This window comes from Vibrio ouci (assembly GCF_004551525.1).
Lineage (GTDB): Bacteria > Pseudomonadota > Gammaproteobacteria > Enterobacterales > Vibrionaceae > Vibrio > Vibrio ouci.
Genome location: NZ_SATR01000002.1, coordinates 232,131 through 250,479 on the forward strand (window position 1 = coordinate 232,131; position 18,349 = coordinate 250,479).

Below are 18,349 nucleotides of genomic sequence, written 5' to 3' on the forward strand. Positions count from 1 at the left end.
GCTAACCTATCGAACTGCTTTATGCCGCTGGGTACACCATCGGGAAACCGAGTGTCGGGTGTTGGGTGATCAGTGATTGATAACCATAAACCTGTTCGACCATGGATGGAGTCAATGCGTTCCACGGCGTGTCGTCACAGACCAGTTTTCCTTGATGTAAAACGACTAATCGATCGGAATACTGAGAGGCTAAGTTAAGGTCATGCAAGACAACTACGACACCGGTATTAAATTCGTCGGCCAAGTAGCGGGCGATTTTGAGCGTGTTGTGCTGGTGGGCGAGATCAAGGGCTGATGTCGGCTCATCGAGCATCAATATCTTTTGCTCACCCGCTTGATCGAGCTGAACCAACACTCGCGCTAGGTGAAGGCGCTGTTTTTCTCCTCCTGATAATGATGGATAGAGCCTGTCGCTAAGGTGAGTGACTTCCGTCATCGCCATGTATTTATCCGCCAAAGCTTGAGCTTGCTTGTTCGGCGCGTTTAAAGGAATAGCGCCTAACTCAACCACTTCTCGCGCTAAAAAAGGGAAGCTGAGCGTACTATGCTGAGGAAGCATTCCTAAGTGTTTAGCGAGCTCGGCTGGCTTCCAGTCTTTGCGCTTCTGACCAAAGTAAGTGATATCACTGTCAGACGGGATTTCGCCACATAACAGCTTTAGCAAAGTACTTTTACCTGCTCCATTAGGGCCCAACAGGGTGGTGACTTCACCCGCGCGTATGTCGATAGTGATGTCATCCAGAATCTTGCGCTGCCCAAATTGAATGGAAATATGTTTACCTGAAAGAACGACTTTACTCATCAGATGATTCTCCCTTTTTGCTTGAACAGTAAGTAGATGAAAAATGGTGCGCCAATCAACGCGGTCACTATGCCTACTGGTAGCTCTGCTGGTGCCACCGCTATGCGCGAAAACATATCGGCAAAGGTGAGCAGGAGTGCCCCCATCAGGGCTGAAATTGGTAGTAGAGTGCGATGGTCTGGACCTGACAACATTCGGCCCAAGTGGGGAATGACTAAGCCAATAAAGCCGATCATTCCTGAAACACTCACGGTCACGCCAACGCCGACCGCGGTCAACAAAATAAGCTGACGTTTCAGTCGCTGGACAGGGATACCAAGATGATTTGCTTCAGCCTCACCAAGAAGTAGGGCATTGAGCGCCATGGACTTCTTGATGAAAATAAACATCAGGCCAACTAAAGTTACTGTGCATAACATAATGCTACTCCAGTTTGCCCCTGCTAATGACCCCATCGACCAAAGCGATAAATCGCGGAGCATTTGATCATCCGCGATGAAGTTCATAAAGCCGATCCCCGCACCAGATAACGCGCTGATGGCAACGCCAGCCAATAGCATGATGGTGACCGATGTGCCCATCTTACTAGTGCCTAACTTGTAGACGAGCACAGTAGTTAATGCTCCCCCTAAAAAGGCAAATACAGGTACAGCAGCAAAATTCATAAATTGCGGGTACTGATTGCTAAGATCGGCAAATAAGACGATAGCAAGCGCCGCACCTAAAGATGCCCCCGCTGACACGCCGATGATTCCAGGTTCTGCGAGTGGATTGCGAAATAGCCCCTGCATGACGGTTCCGCACACCGCTAAAATAGCGCCAACCAGCATGCAGAGGATGGTGCGAGGAAAACGGATTTCGTGAATCACTAAGTTGATGTGAGGGGCTAACTGATCCGATTGCAGTATTAAGCTTTGAACACTGTCCCAAAACCCGATGTTCATTGGCCCAACAGTCACTGAGCCAATGGTAGTAACGATAAGTGCTGCGCTAAACAGCGAAAGGATAAACGGTAGCGGAAGACGACGTAGCAACATAAACTTATCTCGTTATTTGAGTAGTTCGCTTAAACGCTCAGCTTCCGACAGGCTCTTTAAGCCTAATCCGCCAACCAAGGCATGACCGCTGATCTGGATAAATTGCTTGTTCTTGCCAGCAGGTGTCGCTGCGAGTAACGGCAGTTTTTTCAGGATTTCATCTGCCCCACCAAGTGTTTGGTAGCTACGACCACTGACCAAAATGACATCGGGCTGCATTTCAACGATCGCTTCATTCGACAGGGGTTTATAAGAGCTCAGTTTGTCAGCCGCTGGGTTGATGCCTCCTGCAAGCTCGATGATTGCGTTCGGTGTGGTGTCACGACCAGCAACGTTAGCAGGGCGTCCTTCATGGATAAGCAAGAACAGCACCTTTTTGGCTGAGCCTTGCTGCGCTTTGTTATTTTCTAAGTTGGCTATTTGGTCCGATACATGCGCTTTTAACGCGTTGGCTTTGTTTTGAGATCCGGTCAGTGCGGCAATTTCATCAATGCGTTGCAGCAGCCCTTGCGGCGTAGACTTAGTGTTGACGATATCGACTTTAACCCCTGCTGAACGTAGTTGGTCGAGTGTTGTTTGTGGGCCCATCTCATCAGAGCCAATAAGACGATTCGCGCCCAATGCCAATAGGCCTTCTGCAGAGAGACGGCGGTGGTAGCCCACTTTAGGTAACGGCTTATCTGCGGGTAATTCACTGGTAACGTCAACGGCAACCAGTTTGTCTTGCTGCTCTAGCGCAAAGATCAACTCTGTCACTGCACTGCCGGCACTGATAATGCGCTCGCTAGCGAAAGATGATATCGCCATTAGTGATAAAGATAGGGCGGTAAATGTGGTGAGAAATGTTTTCTTGATCATGTTGAACTCTATTATTTTGATTCTTCCGTGAGAAGCTGTGTCGCTTGAATTCCGTTTTCTTGTAAGAAGGCGAGGAGCTTAACGAGGTGCTGAACGTCAGCGGTTTTATCTGCGCCAATCACAATGGGTCTTTTGTTAGAGCGATGCTCTTCTAGTAAGGTGAGCTTAAAGCTTTCCCAGTCTATGTACTCTTTGCCATCAATTGCCCAGTAAGGCTCGGAATCAAGGATATTGATGGTGAGAGATTGAGTGTCGATCACTGAGACTGCATTTGAATCCGCCGCGGGCAAGTCCACCTCGAGAGAATCTAACTTTACAGCAGCGGTTAACATCAAAAACACCATCACAATAAAAATGATGTCGAGTAGGGGAGTGAGATCCGGTGTCAAGCCAAAGTGGTTCTCTTCACTCTTCACCTTAATCATGGCGTCGCCTCAACAGGTGGACGTTTGTTGATTTGGTTATCTGGTGATACGTGTTGGAGGCTGATGCCTTCAAGCCATAAGTTAACGTAGTTTAATGTGTGTTCTAGCTTAGCCATCACCTTGTCAGCCCAAAGGCCAAGCAACTGCGCGCCTGCGATTGCGGGAAGGGCAATTAACAAGCCTGCCGCCGTTGTTCGCATCGCTAAACCTAGGCCATCAGCAAGATCATTCGGCGTAATGTTTCCGCTCGAAGCGGCGACGCCTTTAAACATCTCAATAAGCCCAAGTACCGTACCAAGAAGTCCAATCAAAGGACTGATCACGCCAATTAGAGTCAATAGTCGTAGCCCAGAGTTAAGCTGGTGGCGTTTTTCTTGTAGCCACATACCCGCAGCGTCTTCCCTAAGCGTTTTCGGAAAAGAGTGATGAGCAAGCACCATCGCGACGCCCTTGTAGAGCAGTGGCCGACGTGGAGACAGTTGCTTGGCCAACGCTTCGATATCATTACCGTTGGTTGGGCTGATATTACTCAGCTCCTGACGTATGGCTCGTTTACCAACACCGAGACTAATGACAACTTGGAACAGGCGTTCTGCGATAATCATAAGGGTAAGGGCAGAACAGATGATGAGTGGCCAAGTCATTAGGCCAAGCTGTTGTTGTATTTGCTGTAATTGTTCCATTATCGATCCAACTTAAAACGAACAGGGATTTGCACGCGGTGAGCCATCTTTTGACCGCCAACCGTATGAGGGGAGAATTTCCATTTTTTGATCGCGTCTAGCGCGGATTTATCGAGCATGGTTGCACCCGATGAGGAGACCAGAACTTGTTTCACTTGATGGCCGTTTTCATCTAGCCATACCTCGTAAAGTGCTACCCCTTCAACGCCGCGCTTTCTTGCAAGGCGAGGATATTTGGGCGCACTTGGTCGGGTCAAAAATGAAGGTCTTTCAACCATCATTGGCTGAGCGCTCGCACCACGGTTTACTTGCTGTGGTTTAGCCTGCGGCTCAGCCTCGATAGGCGTTGGTTGTTTCTTGACGACTTTCTCTACAGGCTTGCGCTCTGCTTTGGTAACCGGCGTTTTTGTCATTGCTGATTTAGCCGTCTTAGGCTTAGCTTCGACAGTTTTTTTCTTTACCACCGGTTTTTTCTTGGTTGGGATGGGCTTTTTCACTGTCTGCTTAGGCTTAGGAGGAGTTACCTTTTTTTGTGGTTGAGATGTTGGCTCTGCTTGAGTGACAGGTTCTGCTGTAGTCGTTGGCGGAGGCGGTGTTGCGACAGTTTTAAAGTTTATGGAAACCGACGTGGACTGCGCACCTGCAGGCATTGCAAAGGCCTTCGGTTCTTGCGCGATGAGAACAAACGCAGCGTGAATGGCGAGTGACAGGCTGCCAGCTATGGTGTATCGCTTGATGTTCACATTGTCCTCTTTTTTCGATTTCCAATTCCAAAACGGGGGGAAGATTATTACGCACAATGCAAATAAGATCAATTATCAATTGCATTATCATTATCTCCATTTTATGATCGAGTCCAGTTTTTGAGATAACCGCGTGAAGCCAGAGCAGATAAGCGCTGGAAGGTTTATGAAGTATTGGCCATTTATAAATTTGATGAATCTTTTTTAGGGGGTAAATGGTGATGCTCCTCCTATCATAGGGTGTATGCTAGGTTTATTTATGACGGATCAAATGGAATGAGAAATGGAAGAACTAAAACAACAAGTCGCTCAACTGATTGAGCAAGAGCCAAAACTATTACCCGCAGCGATAGCGGAAAAATTGAATGTCTCAGAGTTTGAAGCCGTGGCAGCGTTACCAGAAGAGATGGTTGCGCTCGTTGCAGGAGAGCAGGCGCAGTCGATATTGGAAAGTCTGGTCGGGTTTGGCCCAGTTACAACGATTGTTCATTCTTTCGGCTCGATCTTTGAAGTGAAGGCGCCATTCCCCAAAGGAAAAGTAGCCAGAGGTTACTATAACTTAATGGGCCGAGAAGGCGAGCTACACGGGCATCTAAAACTGGATAACATTAAGAATATTACTCTGGTCAGTAAGCCATTTATGGGCCGAGAGAGCCATTACTTCGGCTTCTTCTGCGAAGCAGGTAACAACGTGTTTAAAGTCTACCTAGGCCGAAATGAAAAGCGTGAACTTATTGAAGAACAAGTCGCGACTTTTAAACAATGGCAGAAAGAATTTAGCAATTAATCGATATAAAATTATAAAAGAAGTCAGGAGTATTCAAATGGATCAACAAGTAAAACAAGAGCGACTGCAAGGACGTTTAGGCCCTGAAATTAAAGAGTTTCGTCAAGAGCGTCGTACGCTTCAATTAGCGACCGTTGATGAGAATGGCCGCCCGAATGTAAGCTACGCACCTTATGTACAAAACCAAGATGGTTATTTTGTGCTGATTTCTGAAATCGCGCGCCATGCTCGTAACCTACAAGCGAACCCTAACGTCTCTATCATGATGATTGAAGATGAAGATAGCTCGAAGCAGCTTTTTGCTCGCAAGCGCCTAACCTTTGATGCGGTTGCAAGTGTGGTTGACCGTGAATCGGAACAGTGGCAGCAAGTTGTTGGCCAATTAAAAGATCGTTTTGGTGAAATCATTGATGGTCTTAGCCAATTGCAGGATTTTGTCTTGTTCAACCTTAAGCCAGAGCAAGGCCTATTCGTTAAAGGTTTTGGCCAAGCGTACCAAGTGTCAGGTGATGACTTAGTCGATTTTGTCCACCTAGAAGAAGGCCACAAAAAAGTTTCTAACGCCTAATCAGAAACTTATTTAGTTCATCGCTGTTTCTAGGTAATCTAATCCATACTAAAGGAGCCATAGGGCTCCTTTATTTTTACAATGACTTTAAGGGTGGGGATTGGAATGCGACCAGTTAGTAAAGATCACGGAGAAATTTGTTACCCGTTTATTTATGAAGATAGCCCAGTGTGTGATTTTGAAATTGCCGCTGATGAGCTATGTAGCCGCATCGGCCTTGTACTGACAATGGAATTAGATGTGTTGAGTCGTGACGTTTTATCTCGCGTCCAGCCTAATGTGTACCACCTTAATGGTTCTGTCCGTGGCAAGCTTGCGATTGAAGAGAGTCAACTAAAAGAGTTATACGATGATTACAATCTGTTAAGAGACAAGCTTGATGGCGGCTTCCGAGGTTTTGTCCTGCCTGGAGGTCACCCTATTTCTGCAGAGTTGCATTTATGTCGCACTCAAGCGAAGAAAATTGTCCGCGCTCTTGTCGCTGTCGAACACTCAGGAAAGAAATCACCAGCGCCAATTCTGTTCCGCTATGCTAACTTGCTAGCCAATGTCATGTATGCGCTTGCGTCCTATACCAATAGACTTAATCAAGTCGAAGAAGTTGAATTCGTCAGTCGTAGTTACTGAATTTAATCGATACAAAAACGCTCCCTCAATATTGGGAGCGTTTTTGTATCGATGGTCAAATGCTTAGAAACTTGAACCAGGCTGAGTTAAAAACTCGATTTCTTCAGTGGTGCTTGCTCTATCTAAAATCTCATTTCGGTGAGGGTAGCGGCCAAAGCGGTCAATAATCACTTTATGTTTGAGCTCAAAGTCATAGTTATTCTCAAGCCCTGGTTGGTTAAATAACTCTACCGCTTGCTGGTGAATCGTTGCTGATTCACTGTGCATGAAGGGCATATAGAGGAAGCTACGTTCGGTAGTGCTTAACTCTTTGTCGAGACCTAGTGCAATTGCCTCTTGCGCGAGTGCTAAAGCGAGTGGATCTTGGCTAAAGGCTTTAGTGCTATTGCGGTGAACGTTGCGCGAGAATTGGTCGAGGACAATGATTTCGGCCAAACGCCCTTTAGCTGACGTTCTCCATCCAGATAGCTCACACTGCGCAGCGCTGCCCAGCAATGCACCGAAACGAGCCGTGATGGTTTTGTCTAGCTCATCACTGCTCACGAACCAATCCTTAGGTTCGAGTTCATTGAACCAAAAGCTCAGCACGTCATTTTCTGTTGGTAGCATACTCATTGGGTCTTCCATGTTTAGGTTGAGGTCAGTTGACTATGGATAAAACTAGCAAGTTTGGCAACCCCTTGTTTCCAGTCCATATTCGTTAATAAGTTGGAGCAACTAAAGCGTATTCAGTGTCGAAATTGGTCGCTGGTTCCAAAAATGGTTCCCGGTAAAATACTAATCCCTTCCGGTTTAGCTTGCTGGTAGATTTTTTCTGAGTCAATGTGTTCGGGTAGGGTTAACCAAAGTAGAAATGAGCCTTGAGGCAGGTAAATCTGGTATCGGCCTCTCAGCTCCGGATATTGATTGAGCGCAGTAACTAACTCACAATGAAACTGCTTCACGTTGGCTTGATAAAAACGGTGCATTTTTTGAACGTGAGTACGGTATTTCCCGGTACCCAGAAAATCCGCAACAGCCGATTGCATCAAGTTTAAGCTGCCCATGTTGTCACAGAGCAAGAGTTTTTCTATTTTGGCTTGATATTGTCCAGCAGTAACCCAACCAATTCTCAGTCTTGAATCGAGCACTTTCGACAATGAGTTAACGTAGATAACCCGATCATCTTTATCAAGAGCCTTAAGTGGTGGTATGCCTTGATCGAATGCGAGGGCACCAAACACATCGTCTTCAATAATAGGAATCGACGGAGCCAGTTTAAGCAGCTCAACCCGCTTCTCTAACGGCATTCTTGCCCCGGTCGGGTTAGTGAAATTGGGCGTGACTAAGATGGCGCTTATATCCCATTTTTTAAGGGCTTGCCGTAAACTCTCTGGCTCTATCCCTGTTTTAGGGCAACTGGGGATCTCTACGACTTTGAGTCCGAGTGATTCCATCAATAATAGGTTGCCGAAGTAACACGGGGACTCGACGGCGACAATATCTCCAGCCTGAGTTAATGCGCGCAGGGCCAAACTGATCGCTTGCTGAGCACCGTGTGTCACAGCAATTTGATTGGCGGGCGCATTGACACCAAGGTCTTGGCTTATTTTACCAAGGTGCTTAATGAGCTGATCGTTTCCCGGTGGCAATTGATAATGGCTTGCTACATTGGCTTGCCGACGACTGTGGCGTCCAATTTCAGCGTAAAGGCTTTTGATAATCGGCGTGTCGATGTTTGGGTGCGCGGTGCCTGTCGCGAGCCATTCATTTTCAGGCGAGTAAGTGAGGATTTCTTTACAGACAGAAAGTAAGTCGACCTGATTGGGCTTAGTGACTGGCTTTAGAGTATCTTGACGATGGTTAACGTGATAACCCGACTTTGTCACCGCATAGATGACCCCCTGTGCTTCGAGCTCTTGATAGGCGCGAATCACGGTATTTTTGCTGACCGACAACTGCTGACTTAACGCTCGTATCGAGGGGAGTTTGTCTTGGCTCACCAAGAGCCCAGAATCAATTTGGTGTTTAATCGACTCTTCGACCATCACGTACTTATTATTCATGTCCATAAATCTGTACCCAACAAAACTATCTAATCTGTGTCTTTTGGTATTTTCTGTGCCTATTAGAGTATCGGTATAACAAGGAGAAAATCCAGAGGAGTTTTTATGTTGGTTCGTTACATCCCATTTTTATTTGTCATCTTATGGGCATCTGGCTTTATTGGTGCAAGGTATGGACTTCAATATGCAGAGCCTGCAACGCTTCTCTCCATTCGCATGCTCGGCAATGTCACTCTGTTTTCGGTGCTGGTCGTTTGCCTGCGCCGACGAATACCAACGGGCAAAGGACTGTTTCACAGTGCCGTGGTTGGCTTACTCATCCATGGTTTTTACTTGGGGGGCTCTTACATAGCGATTGATCTCGGTATGCCTGCAGAGTTGAGTTCATTGTTGGTTGGTTTACAGCCAATATTGACCGCGTTGCTACTGGTTAGCTTTCCCAGCACTCCTTTAAGCCGTCACAGTGGTTGGGCTTACTGCTGGGCTTTATTGGTATTAGCTTGGTATTGATGGGCAAGATAGAGTGGCAATCTGACCAGCATAAGTTGGCGGCTATTGCGATCTGTTTTGTCGCTTTGTTTGGTATCACACTGGGTACGCTGTATCAGAAAAAATACTGCCAAGATGTCGATATGGTGGGCAGTGCAACGGTTCAATATTTTGCGGCGGGCTTATTGTTTCTCCCTTATGCAGCCAGCTTTGAAACGATGGAAGTTAACTGGAGTATGCCATTCATATTGACGTTAGTTTGGTTGGTTGGTTGTTGTGTTGTCGTGCATTGCGGTTCTGTTACTGCTCTACATGGTGAAAAACGGCGCCGCCTCAAGTGTCGCTTCTGTTTTCTATTTAGTGCCTCCAACAACGGCTATTCAAGCGTGGTTGATGTTTGGCGAATCGTTTGACTTTTACGGTGTACTCGGGTTTATGTGTGCTGCAATCGCGGTGTACCTCGTTGCCAAAGCGCCGTCATTAGCGAGACCCAAGTGGGCAAGAGCTTAATAAATAGGCACTCACTCTTTGTGGGTATTGGCAAAAGGAGAGCGAGGACTATAATCTCGCTCTCTCCATTTCCTGGGTAGAACCGTGAATACAGCTAGAAAACCAGATCGTGCGACAGCAATGCGTGACATTATTGAGCAAGTGAAAGCGACGTTGCCTTTATATGAATCGGAAACGTTTGTCTGTGGAAGCAAAGGAAGCTGCATTGGGTGTCCGAAGAAGTTACTTGAAATGGTAGATTCGGATCTCTGCTATTGGGAGTCTGCGCTTGATAGGGGCATCGAGCCTCAGTTTGACGAAATACGCAGTTTTGGAAAAATGTGTACCAGTGTTAAGCGTGCATTAAGCCGTAACGGGCTAATTTAATTTCGCGAACCCCTTTAGAACTTGACTGCTGTGAACTAACTTTAGTATTAGGCAGCAGCGAAGGGGGTGTCTTGTGACTCTATATGATTCGTTACGCAGAGTATTCGTCATGGTGATGACTTACTTTGTTGTTTCTCCTGCTTTTAGTTCCGACAATGATTTAAGAGAGCTTTCTTTCTATACAGAAAGTTACCCACCTGCAAACTACTTAGTTGATAACAAAATTACGGGTTATTCCGTTGATATCTTATTGGCCGCTAGCGCCCTAGTTGGTGAGCCAGTGACGCTTTCCCAGATAACTTTGCAGCCTTGGGCACGCTCCTATAGGACGGTACTGACTCATGGTGATTCGGTTCTATTTTCGACTACGCGTTCAAATCATCGTGAAGAGCTGTTCAATTGGGTGGGGCCGATTGTCGATATCAAAGTTGTTGTTCTAGCGCGTAGAGACGCCAATGTTAAGATTGATGACCCTTTAGATATGGCGAACTACCGTATCGGTGTAATACGTGATGATATCGGCGAACAAAGCCTACTTTCTCTGGGGGTTCCTAGAGATTCAATGCAAGAAGCGTCGTATGTGACGGTATTAGCGGAACAGCTAATGAAGAAGCGTATTGATCTACTGGTCTATTCTGAACGTGCTGCTTATTGGTGGGCACGACAAGCAGGCATAGACCCAGACTTATTTGAAGCTGTTTATGTCGTACAAGAGGGGCAGGTGTACTTTGCCTTTAATCGAGAAACAGACAAGAGCGTCGTTGAGAAACTGCAACGAGGTCTCGATATGCTCAAGAAAAAAGATGAATCTGGTAACAGTCGTTATGACGAGATCTTAGAAAAATACTGAAGAGCTACGATACCAGCCCAAACATCTATGTTCGAGCTGGTTTGGTATTGTGAGTAGGGCAGTTGGTACTTTAACGTGGTCTTAAGTGCCAGCTAAACTTTTGCTTTCTTCACAAAGTATGGGTTATCAAACTTTTTCGGGCTACCAAGTTCAGAGACCACAAGTTTGTTCCATAGCTGTACGTCAAATTCACCTTTCGGGATAGAAGGGTAAAGGGTTTCAACCTCTTCCATTGCAAAGCGAACAAATTGTTTCTTCTTAATTTGATTGTACTTACGTGCGACACGATTGTGCTTTGCAATCCATTCCTCTTTAAACGCGAGCAAGCCAGGCTCTGCTACATCTAATGGCAATCGAGAAAGATAAATACGTTTATAAGAGACTTTGCGGTCAAGCATCGTCCTCATGGCAGTTTGGATATATTTGCCATGATTGGTGATTGAGATGTCTTCTTTATCAAAAAGTTGGACATTCCAACCACTAGGAAAAAAATTCGGTTTTCGGTACTGCTTGTTTCTAACATCGATAGCTTGGTGCATGACAAGATCGGAAGTACCGTTGAAGGTTTGTTGCCATTTACCGATACGAATCTGCACAGCAGTAGGTAATCGATAAATATTAGTAAATTTATCTTGTTCCATATTTTTATACACTAATTTTAAGTCGATATATAAAAGGCAAAGAAGAATAGGCTCAAAAATGGACGCCTAATTTAAAAGGTTAGAGAACTTTCCGACACAGTGTAGTGAAAAACTGTCAGGCTAGCTAGTTAGTTAGGTCAATATTTGGTTAGATAATAGGCGGCTTAGGCTTGCGTTGGTCACAATTCTTAGCGGTATTATCGATTGGAATAGCGTAGAAAGTTGGCTCTACCGATTGAACGATAGAGCCAACATTATGTTAGTCGTAAATGGTAGGGATAGGTTGGCGCTTGTGTTGAGTGACTTTATAAATGTGCACTAAACGGTCAATAACCTCTTGAGAGACAGGCTTCCCTTCTAAGAAATCGTCGATTTGCTCATAGCTAAGGTTTAACGCGTCTTCGTCCGCTTTTTGTGGGTCGAGCTCTTCAAGGTCAGCTGTCGGTACTTTTTTAACAAGCTGCTCTGGCGCGCCAAGTGTTGCGGCAAGCTCACGTACTTGACGCTTACTTAGACCAAATAGCGGTGCCATATCGCATGCGCCGTCACCAAACTTAGTGTAGAAACCGGTGATATTTTCTGCAGAGTGATCAGTACCAATCACCAAACCACCGACATAACCCGCGATTTCGTATTGAGCAACCATACGTGCGCGTGCTTTAACATTGCCTTTGACGAAGTCAACTTTAGCCTTGTCTTCTGGAAGTAGGCCCGTGTCTTCAAGAGCAATGTGGCTTGCAGCGTGTAAGCCGTCGACGCCCGCTTTGATGTTTACAGAGACTGAGTGAGAAGGTTGGATAAATTGCAGTGCTAGCTGTGCTTCATCTTCATCTTTTTGCTCACCATAAGGTAAACGCACGGCAATAAACTGGTAGCCAGCATTACTTTCTTCATTCAGTTGGTTTACAGCAAGTTGCGCTAAGCGGCCACAAGTCGTTGAATCCACACCACCACTGATCCCGAGTACAAGAGACTTGCATCCAGATTCTTGTAATTTGCGCTTAATAAAGTCGACGCGACGAGTAATTTCAAAATGAGGGTCAATTGATGGCAAAACGCGCATTTCGTCGCGAATCAGCTGTTCCATTATGTTTCCTTCCTGCAAGCAATATGGTTTAAAATTGTAAGTCTAACGAGTGACTTTAACAGGTCTACCTCAGGCCAAACTCTGAATCTTGAAGTGAACGTGTTAAAGTCACATCGCTATATCATACCTCAATCAATAAATTAGAAAACTGTGATCGCGGTTTTCCCGGATAGTGAAGAACAACAATGAGCAAAATTGCCGTATTTGGTAGTGCATTTAATCCACCTAGTCTTGGTCATAAGAGCGTCATCGAGTCTCTTAGCCATTTTGATCGTGTTCTATTGTTACCGAGTATCGCCCACGCATGGGGAAAACGGATGCTTGAGTACTCTGTTCGTTGTGAGCTGGTGGATGCTTTCATTGAAGATCTTGTTGTCACCAATGTTGAACGTTCTACGATTGAAGAAGATCTTCATCAACCGGGAAGTAGCGTAACAACGTTTGCCGTGTTAGAAGCGTTGCAGGCTCGTTATCCTGAAAGTGAGTTAACTTTTGTTATGGGGCCAGACAATTTCTTCAATTTTTCAAAGTTTTACAAAGCAGAAGAAATTCTAGAGAGATGGCGCGTGCTGAGCTGCCCAGAGCAGGTGAAAATTCGAAGTACAGATATTCGAAATGCGCTAATTGATAAAAAGGATATTTCTCACCTCACAACCTCTAAAGTATGTCGCAAACTTGCCGAAAAAGAGTATTATTAAATGGTCTAGTGTACGATATATAAGAGGCGTGAATGTCAAAGAGCGGATTGATATGGGGGGCTTTATTGTTGTCTTCTGTTTCAAATGCGTGTGAGATGTATGGCAGCAGTTCCAGTTCTCAATCGGTAATGTTAGGGCAGCCAGGTGTCTGCTTTTCGATCCTTGATGGTATTGGTTATACCGCTAAGTCTATAGACTCAATCAGCAGCTATATGGCTGAGGAATCGACAGACTACTCAACGTATTGGTCAGAATGGCTATTACAAAATGACAGCAATCCAATTTTGACCAAAAGCTTATCGTCAAATTATATTGGTTTAGGTGTATGGGTACCGAGCGAGCTTGAAGATCAACTTTCTAGTATGGATACGGAAGAGTGGATTAAAAGCCATGGTTTACAGCTCAGCCTTGGCTTTGGAGACATGAATACCGGCGAACCTCGCATGCGATTCGACTATCGTTGGCATGAAGAGAGAAACGGTGACGTGATGATGCAAGTTGAAGTCCCGTTCTAACCCATAAAACTAACCTTTCTAGCAGCAAGTTTAATCGTTCACTATCCGTTAGAAACTTGCTGTCCTTCTAAACGCTCATAACAATGGTTAATTAACTGCTCTGGGGTCTCGGGCTTCGAAAAATAGTAACCTTGAATTAAGTTACATCCCATTGCGTAGAGCTTTTCTAATGCCTCTTGGTTTTCTACGCCTTCCGCTATCAACTTGACCTCCAATTGCTTGGCTAACTGAACGATCAACCAAACTACGCGCTCGGCTGTTTCGTTGCTCAACATGTTATTGATAAACGTTGAGTCAATCTTAATGCAGTCAATAGGGTAGCTGTGAATATAGTTGAGACTTGAATAACCAGTACCAAAGTCATCAAGAGCGACAGTGAACCCCAGTAAGCGCAACTTAGTCAGGATACTTTTGACTTCATCGGTTTGCGATAACAGCACAGTTTCGGTCAGCTCAATAGTGAACTCTTCAGGAGTAAAGTTGTAGCGCTGTATGGTGTCGAGCAAGTGCTGTAAGTAGCGTTCAGAATTATTCAATTCGTGGGCTGAACAGTTAAGCCCCAATTTGACTTTGTGTCCCAATCCTTTTTCTAACGCGACTTTTGCCTTACACGCCAGTTCGACAATGCGTTCACCAAAATCAACAATAAGGCCTGATTGCTCCGCCGCTTCGATAAATTCTAAAGGAGGAATAGCGCCTAACGCTTTACTCTGCCAACGCGCTAGGATTTCATAGTAATCCCATTGTTTGTTGTTTCGTTCAACAATCGGCTGAGCCACAACGTAAATCTCACCATCGCTGATGGTTTCTTTCGAGAGTTCATTTCGTAGAGCGTCGATGATCAAGGCGCGGCGATAGTATTGCGCGCTTAAATGGGTATCGTAGCATTGGACATTGATGTGCCTAGACTGCTTGCAATCTTTAAGCGCCAAACTGGCGTTGAGTATGATCTGATCTGGAGTGACATTAGGCCCAGCGCTTTTAGCCAAACCAATACTGATGCTGAACTTAATGTTGTGCGCCGGATCTTGATAGCCTTTCTCTAGGTTTTTAATAATGGTATGACAGATCTCGAATGGATCGCCAGATAGGGTTATAAAGGCGAACTCATCACCCGCGATTCGAAAGGCGAGGTGCTTATCTTTAATGGCGAGCTTGATGGTGTTGGCGACAAATTTAATGATCTGATCGCCAATGTAGTTACCGTATAAGTCATTAATTGATTTGAAGTTATCTATATCAATATAAGCAAGAGTGAACGAATCAATATTCATTTCATTGAGGCGTTCTATCTTATCTGACAGGAAGCTGCGATTAAGTAGGCCGGTTAAATTGTCGTGAGAGACTTCATAGCTGAGCTGGTCGACTAACGTCTCTGATCGCGCGGATAGCCATTTAGCACGCAGGTTGTGAGTGACGATATTGGCGAACAGTTTGTGTCCTTCAATCAGGAGCTCTTCTTGTTCGGCGTTTATCTCGTTGTCGAATGTTGAAAGCAAAACACCTAACGTCTCACCATTCGCCGCTTTCAAGGGAATCGCTATATAGACCTCAATGTTGTTATCAAATATAAATTGCTCACTCGGGTGGTGCGAAGAGGCCTGACTCCGGCAAAGTGTGTAGTCCTGGTTTGATTGAGTCACAAATGCCCACGTGCTGCGAGTTAGAGGGGCGGTACAGTGGTTTCGCTGCAGCCTTAACTCACTCGATGACGCGAGTAAGACGGATTTTGGAGTGAACTGATCGAACTCGATAACACAAGTGCAAAGCGAGCCCGTATGTTGGTGTAGCTCATAAGTAGCTTTATTGAGCAGCTCAAGGCCGTCCAAGCTTAATGTCTCGCCAAGTGTTTCCACACTTAGTGTATCTGGTACAGATGGTGTCCTAGCCATAACGAGTAACTCACTATTATTGCAACTTATGTTGCTTATTTATCGGTTGGGTTACTCTTTAAATATGGTACTTGATGCATACATTTGCAAACTTAAATGAAAACTAATTGTATGAGTAGTTTAAGCGGGGCCTGTTACTGAGATTGTTCCTTAGATAGGCGGGCTTTCAAATAATCTAAAAACAGTTTAGTTCTGGCATGTTGGTAATCAAGTTTTGGGTAATAGGCATAAACTAAAGCCTCATCAGCAGTGATGTTAGGTAAAATTCGTTTAAGTGTTCCCACTCTCAACTCTTCTTTGATCATCACATCATTGGTCAACAAGATCCCCATGCCACTTTTGGCAGCATAAAACAATGCTTCTGGGTTGGTTGTAGCAAAGTTGCCATTGAGCGATAGCTTTCTCCCATTTGTCAAAGTGTACTCGCGTTGCGTACGTTCACCCCAATTAAGCATATTATGTTGAGAGAGTTGATCTGTGTTTTCTGGCTCACCATGCTGTTTGATGTAGTCCGGTGATGCGTAAAAACCGGCTTTATGCTCAAAAAGGGGAGTTGCTTTAAAGCTCAGAGAGTTGAGCTGCTCGATTTCTCGGCTGATGAAGAGGTCTAGACTGAGTGCAGGGAGTTGACCTGGAGTCGTAGTAATAAGCTGGATGCGGATATCAGGATACATCTTGAGGAAGTCGTTGAGGTATTGCACCAGAAACTTAGAACCGACAGCGAGTGTCGCTCCAATCTTCAATAATCCTACTGGGGTTTCTGAAACCGAACGTGTTTCATCGACAATAGACTGCCAACCGTCTAATTGCACTTTAGCGCGTTCATAGAATAGGGCGCCAGCTTCAGTTTGGGTCACTGAACGAGTCGTACGTTTTAGCAACTGTGCGCCAATACGTTCTTCGAGCCAGTGAATACGTTTACTAATGGCTGAGCTGGTGGTATTCAATTTTCTTGCAGCACCATTGAAACTGCCCTCGTCTACAACACGAATATAACTCTGAACGCTTTGAATCCAATCCATAACTCACCCTTATTGTTTCTTTTTGGGAATTAATTACTTTCCATTTTGCCATATTATCATTCAATCGGGACGCATATACACTCAAATTACAGATAATTGATTAAGGAGTCGCTATGAAGAAAACCCCAATTTTATTAGCCATGATGATCATTGCGACAGGGCAGGTTGGTGTAAGCATCTACCTACCGTCTCTGCCGATGATCAGTGAATCTTTACAGGCCAATCAAGCTGACATCCAACTTTTAGTGACTCTATTTTTGGTCGGCTTCGGTGCTTCTCAATTATTCTATGGTCCACTTTCCGATGCGATAGGGCGCAGACCCGTCTTCATTATCGGCCAAGGTATTTACCTAATTGGTACCGTGATGTGCATTACTAACACGGATAGCTTATCTATTCTGACGGTAGGCCGTTTGTTGCAAGGAATGGGTGCGGGCAGTGCGTCAGTTCTCGGCCGCAGTGTACTGCGGGACAGTTATGAGGGAGTTCAACTTACCAAAGCGCTCTCTTACATCTCTGTTACTGCTTCAGTAATGCCCATTGTTGCGCCAGTTTTAGGCGGTTGGATTTCTTTCTACTTAGGTTGGGAAGCGGTATTCAGTTTTGTTTTGCTGTACCTTGTGGCTATTTTCACGCTCGGCTACTTCATATTGCCTGAAACCATGAGCTACGGTAAATCCCGCTTTGATGTAGGTAATGTAATTAAGAACTACGGGCGTCTTATCACCAACAAGCAGGTTATATCGAGCGCAAGTTATAACTGGATTAGTTACCTTGCGAGTTTGGTTTCTCTCTCCGTAATGCCTTTCATCCTGCAACATAACTTAGGTTTAACCGCTGCAGAGTATGGCTCGGTGATGATCATTCCTTCAGCGGGACTTATGGCCGGAAGCCTGGCATTGAATGTTCTGAATCGCTACCTGTCTACACGTCAGTTGATGACGTTAGCTATTGGAATTATGACCTTCGCCGGAGTTTGGTTAGTCGTTATGCCAGTTTCGTTGTTCAACCTGGTTTGGGCGTTTACGTGGTTGACGGTTGCTCAAGGTATCTCTTTCCCGTTGTCGATCAGCATGTTGCTTGAGCCGCATAAACGACAAGCGGGCTCGGTGTCGGCGCTATCAGGCTCAATTCAAATGTGCTTAGCGGGTTTATTCGGTGGATATTTGGTTGAATACTGGGTACAGAGCCAATTTGCGATGGGGGTGTTTTATTTGATCGCCGCGTTAACCATGGCTTATGTCTTGATTGCTTCTAAGAAGGTATCCACTGCGCAGCAAGAGTTTGCTTGATCGACAGTTGAGGGTACAATGCCCGCAAAATTGAGATATCGAGACGAAAACGATGGAACATAAAGAGTTTGAAACTTTAGTTAAATCACTATGTGAGAAAGAAAACTTGCCACAGGCGCTAGAGCTATTAAAAGCATCTGAAGATGGTGAAGTTTCAGAAGCAGCGGAATCTTTGTCTGGTCAATTCGCACTTGCAGAAGTTGATGGCGCAAAGCGTATTTACCATGTGACAGTACAAGAAAACGAACAAGGCGAAGAGCAAGAGTTTGTTGAGCATGTAATGGATGAAGGTGAAGATGTAATTCGATTCGTTGCGTGGTTCTTTGATGTTATGTTTGACGTGAAGCGTAAAGATACTTACCTAGCGGCAGGCAAAACTTACACTCAGCCAAAACGCGCTTAGTAATGTGAT

Annotated in this window: 20 protein-coding genes and 2 pseudogenes; 10 read left to right on the forward strand and 12 right to left on the reverse strand. The window is 45.2% G+C overall.

The features are described 5' to 3' along the window. Window positions 1-19: 19 nt before the first annotated feature. From ELS82_RS02700 to ELS82_RS02725, 6 genes are read right to left on the reverse strand one after another with little or no spacing between them, the layout of a single operon-like run. A complete protein-coding gene (locus ELS82_RS02700) occupies window positions 20-802 on the reverse strand; it encodes a heme ABC transporter ATP-binding protein (protein WP_134834118.1) in 783 nt (260 codons plus the stop codon). Beyond that, window positions 802-1,839 (reverse strand): FecCD family ABC transporter permease, encoded by a 1,038-nt coding sequence (locus tag ELS82_RS02705; RefSeq protein ID WP_134834119.1) that lies wholly within the window; start codon window positions 1,837-1,839, stop codon window positions 802-804. Before ELS82_RS02705 ends, ELS82_RS02700 begins: the two co-directional genes overlap by 1 nt. A gap of 12 nt (window positions 1,840-1,851) precedes the next feature. Further along, window positions 1,852-2,697, reverse strand: coding sequence for a heme/hemin ABC transporter substrate-binding protein (locus ELS82_RS02710; RefSeq protein WP_134834120.1), 846 nt, complete (start codon window positions 2,695-2,697; stop codon window positions 1,852-1,854). Window positions 2,698-2,708: 11 nt separating this feature from the next. Beyond that, a complete protein-coding gene (locus ELS82_RS02715) occupies window positions 2,709-3,122 on the reverse strand; it encodes an ExbD/TolR family protein (RefSeq protein WP_134834121.1) in 414 nt (137 codons plus the stop codon). Next, on the reverse strand, window positions 3,119-3,805 hold the full coding sequence (locus tag ELS82_RS02720) for a MotA/TolQ/ExbB proton channel family protein (RefSeq protein ID WP_134834122.1): 687 nt from the start codon (window positions 3,803-3,805) through the stop codon (window positions 3,119-3,121). Before ELS82_RS02720 ends, ELS82_RS02715 begins: the two co-directional genes overlap by 4 nt. Then, window positions 3,805-4,548: an energy transducer TonB gene (locus ELS82_RS02725; protein WP_134834123.1), complete on the reverse strand. Its 744-nt coding sequence runs from the start codon at window positions 4,546-4,548 to the stop codon at window positions 3,805-3,807. The genes ELS82_RS02720 and ELS82_RS02725 overlap by 1 nt, the downstream gene beginning before the upstream one ends. A 283-nt stretch (window positions 4,549-4,831) precedes the next feature. On the opposite strand from ELS82_RS02725, the gene hutX reads away from it, so the two are divergent. From hutX to ELS82_RS02740, 3 genes are all read left to right on the forward strand, one after another. Beyond that, window positions 4,832-5,335: a heme utilization cystosolic carrier protein HutX gene (hutX, locus tag ELS82_RS02730; RefSeq protein WP_134834124.1), complete on the forward strand. Its 504-nt coding sequence runs from the start codon at window positions 4,832-4,834 to the stop codon at window positions 5,333-5,335. Between the two features lie 37 nt (window positions 5,336-5,372). Further along, complete coding sequence (hutZ, locus tag ELS82_RS02735; RefSeq protein ID WP_134834125.1) at window positions 5,373-5,903, forward strand: heme utilization protein HutZ; 531 nt, start codon at window positions 5,373-5,375, stop codon at window positions 5,901-5,903. A 105-nt stretch (window positions 5,904-6,008) separates the two neighbouring features. Next, window positions 6,009-6,530 carry an ATP:cob(I)alamin adenosyltransferase gene (locus ELS82_RS02740; RefSeq protein WP_134834126.1) on the forward strand — a complete coding sequence of 174 codons (522 nt, stop codon included), beginning with the start codon at window positions 6,009-6,011 and terminating at the stop codon, window positions 6,528-6,530. 63 nt (window positions 6,531-6,593) lie between these two features. Here ELS82_RS02740 and ELS82_RS02745 read toward each other — a convergent pair whose 3' ends face one another. Both ELS82_RS02745 and ELS82_RS02750 read right to left on the reverse strand, forming a co-directional pair. Further along, a complete protein-coding gene (locus tag ELS82_RS02745) occupies window positions 6,594-7,145 on the reverse strand; it encodes a DUF924 family protein (protein ID WP_134834127.1) in 552 nt (183 codons plus the stop codon). A gap of 14 nt (window positions 7,146-7,159) precedes the next feature. Continuing rightward, window positions 7,160-8,581: pseudogene (locus tag ELS82_RS02750) on the reverse strand (aminotransferase-like domain-containing protein). A 99-nt stretch (window positions 8,582-8,680) separates the two neighbouring features. Here ELS82_RS02750 and ELS82_RS02755 point away from each other — a divergent pair. The 3 genes and pseudogenes from ELS82_RS02755 to ELS82_RS02765 all read left to right on the forward strand — a co-directional run bounded on the left by ELS82_RS02755 (window position 8,681) and on the right by ELS82_RS02765 (window position 10,790). Continuing rightward, window positions 8,681-9,574 (forward strand): annotated as a pseudogene (locus ELS82_RS02755) (DMT family transporter). Window positions 9,575-9,694: 120 nt separating this feature from the next. Next, complete coding sequence (locus ELS82_RS02760) at window positions 9,695-9,940, forward strand: hypothetical protein (protein WP_167489205.1); 246 nt, start codon at window positions 9,695-9,697, stop codon at window positions 9,938-9,940. 115 nt (window positions 9,941-10,055) lie between these two features. Continuing rightward, window positions 10,056-10,790, forward strand: coding sequence for a substrate-binding periplasmic protein (locus ELS82_RS02765; protein ID WP_134834152.1), 735 nt, complete (start codon window positions 10,056-10,058; stop codon window positions 10,788-10,790). A 92-nt stretch (window positions 10,791-10,882) separates the two neighbouring features. Here ELS82_RS02765 and ELS82_RS02770 read toward each other — a convergent pair whose 3' ends face one another. Both ELS82_RS02770 and nadE read right to left on the reverse strand, forming a co-directional pair. Further along, the gene (locus tag ELS82_RS02770) at window positions 10,883-11,431 is read right to left on the reverse strand and encodes an MSHA operon transcriptional regulator (RefSeq protein WP_134834130.1); all 549 of its coding nucleotides are present in this window, start codon (window positions 11,429-11,431) and stop codon (window positions 10,883-10,885) included. A gap of 259 nt (window positions 11,432-11,690) precedes the next feature. Next, window positions 11,691-12,518, reverse strand: coding sequence for an NAD(+) synthase (gene nadE, locus ELS82_RS02775; RefSeq protein WP_134834131.1), 828 nt, complete (start codon window positions 12,516-12,518; stop codon window positions 11,691-11,693). Window positions 12,519-12,703: 185 nt separating this feature from the next. Here nadE and ELS82_RS02780 point away from each other — a divergent pair, with 185 nt between their 5' ends. Together ELS82_RS02780 and ELS82_RS02785 are read left to right on the forward strand one after the other, a co-directional pair. Then, the gene (locus tag ELS82_RS02780) at window positions 12,704-13,216 is read left to right on the forward strand and encodes a nicotinate-nicotinamide nucleotide adenylyltransferase (RefSeq protein ID WP_134834132.1); all 513 of its coding nucleotides are present in this window, start codon (window positions 12,704-12,706) and stop codon (window positions 13,214-13,216) included. Between the two features lie 32 nt (window positions 13,217-13,248). Further along, on the forward strand, window positions 13,249-13,731 hold the full coding sequence (locus ELS82_RS02785) for a hypothetical protein (protein WP_134834133.1): 483 nt from the start codon (window positions 13,249-13,251) through the stop codon (window positions 13,729-13,731). Window positions 13,732-13,772: 41 nt separating this feature from the next. Here ELS82_RS02785 and ELS82_RS02790 read toward each other — a convergent pair whose 3' ends face one another. Together ELS82_RS02790 and ELS82_RS02795 are read right to left on the reverse strand one after the other, a co-directional pair. Beyond that, a complete protein-coding gene (locus tag ELS82_RS02790; protein ID WP_134834134.1) occupies window positions 13,773-15,623 on the reverse strand; it encodes a putative bifunctional diguanylate cyclase/phosphodiesterase in 1,851 nt (616 codons plus the stop codon). A 134-nt stretch (window positions 15,624-15,757) separates the two neighbouring features. Beyond that, on the reverse strand, window positions 15,758-16,645 hold the full coding sequence (locus ELS82_RS02795) for a LysR family transcriptional regulator (protein ID WP_134834135.1): 888 nt from the start codon (window positions 16,643-16,645) through the stop codon (window positions 15,758-15,760). A 113-nt stretch (window positions 16,646-16,758) separates the two neighbouring features. On the opposite strand from ELS82_RS02795, the gene ELS82_RS02800 reads away from it, so the two are divergent. Beyond that, a complete protein-coding gene (locus ELS82_RS02800; RefSeq protein WP_134834136.1) occupies window positions 16,759-17,937 on the forward strand; it encodes a multidrug effflux MFS transporter in 1,179 nt (392 codons plus the stop codon). A 52-nt stretch (window positions 17,938-17,989) separates the two neighbouring features. After that, window positions 17,990-18,340: a hypothetical protein gene (locus ELS82_RS02805; RefSeq protein WP_134834137.1), complete on the forward strand. Its 351-nt coding sequence runs from the start codon at window positions 17,990-17,992 to the stop codon at window positions 18,338-18,340. The last annotated feature ends 9 nt before the right edge of the window (window positions 18,341-18,349 follow it).